The sequence below is a fragment of the Streptomyces coryli genome (genome assembly GCF_011044975.1).
In the GTDB taxonomy this organism is placed as follows: domain Bacteria; phylum Actinomycetota; class Actinomycetes; order Streptomycetales; family Streptomycetaceae; genus Streptomyces; species Streptomyces coryli.
This window is the reverse complement of sequence record NZ_JAAKZV010000546.1, coordinates 1-1,222: the sequence shown is the minus strand read 5'-3', so window position 1 is coordinate 1,222 and position 1,222 is coordinate 1. Positions and strand designations below refer to the sequence as shown.

The 1,222-nt window shown below is 74.6% G+C and carries 1 protein-coding gene; it reads right to left on the bottom strand.

Annotated elements, in window-relative coordinates; all coding sequences use genetic code 11:
* Positions 1-205: 205 nt before the first annotated feature.
* The coding region (dprA, locus tag G5C51_RS42090) for a DNA-processing protein DprA (RefSeq protein WP_165246221.1) at positions 206-1,222 on the bottom strand (1,017 nt) is incomplete at its 5' end.

Sequence of the window (1,222 nt, the reverse complement as noted above, 5' to 3'; positions counted from 1 at the left end):
GGTCGGTGGGGCGGGGGAAGACCACGTGAGCGTAGCGTGACCGGCGCATCGCGGAGGGCGACCGGGGCGGGTTGATCGGTGCGAAGATACGTTCCGCCGACCGCACCCCAGGGTTACCGCCGCGGCGGCGCAACGCTCCCGCGAATGCGTGGCGGGGAGTCCGAACTCTGGCATCACCTCCACCTTTTCACCCGATCGCCCCAGATCAAGGACCGCCTCGCCACCCGATGGGGTGCCCTCGGCCCACCCCGGTCAACCTCCATTGATCGCCCACACGTTCCACGTATCCGAGTGACAGCAGCTCATAAAGTCTGCCCAGCGCTTCCTCGCGCTGCGTGCCCGAACTCCGTGCGATGAACACACAATCCGCTCCACCCCGCGCCGGCAGCGCCTCCAGCACCCGGGCCGTGGCGGTCGGCAGCAGATCCCGGCCGACCACGGGGCCGCGCCGCCGCGGCGCGAGGTCGGCGCCGATCCGCCCGACGAGCTCGACCACGTCGTCCGCGTCGGTCACGACCACGCCCTCACCGCGCAGCAGTTCGTGCACGCCGGCGGACAGCCCGGAGGTGACGGGTCCCGGCACGCCGCCGGTCACCCTTCCGAGGCGCTGCGCCCATCGCGCCGTGGACAGCGCCCCGCTGCGGTGCTCGGCCTCGACCACGACGGTGCCGCGGGTAAGCGCGGCAATGACCCGGTTCCTGAGGATGAAGCGGCCGCGGGTGGGGTGCGTCCCCGGCGCCAGCTCGCCGACCAGCAGCCCCTGCGCCGCGATCCGCTCGACCAGCTCGGTGTGACCGGGCGGATAGCAGCGGTCGAGCCCGCAGGCGAGCACCCCGGCGGTGGCGCCGTTCGCGGCCAGCGCGCCACGGTGAGCTGCCCCGTCGATGCCGTACGCGGCGCCGGAGACCACCACCCAGCCCCGCCGCGCGAGGCCTGCGGCGAGCTCGGCGGCGACATGCGCGCCGTACTCGGTGCAGGCGCGGGCGCCGACCACGGCGACCGACGAGAGCGCCCACAGCCGCAGGTCCGCGCGCCCGCGCACGTAGAGCCCCACAGGCGTCGCGTCGCCCAGGTCATCGAGCTGCTGCGGCCACTCGTGATCCCCCGGACACACGAAGCGCCCGCCCAGCGCCTCGATCCTGGCCAGGTCAGCCGCGGGCTCATACCCCGCGGCCCGCGCCCGCGCCCCTGCCGCCCGCCGCTCCCCGACCCACTCCGGCAC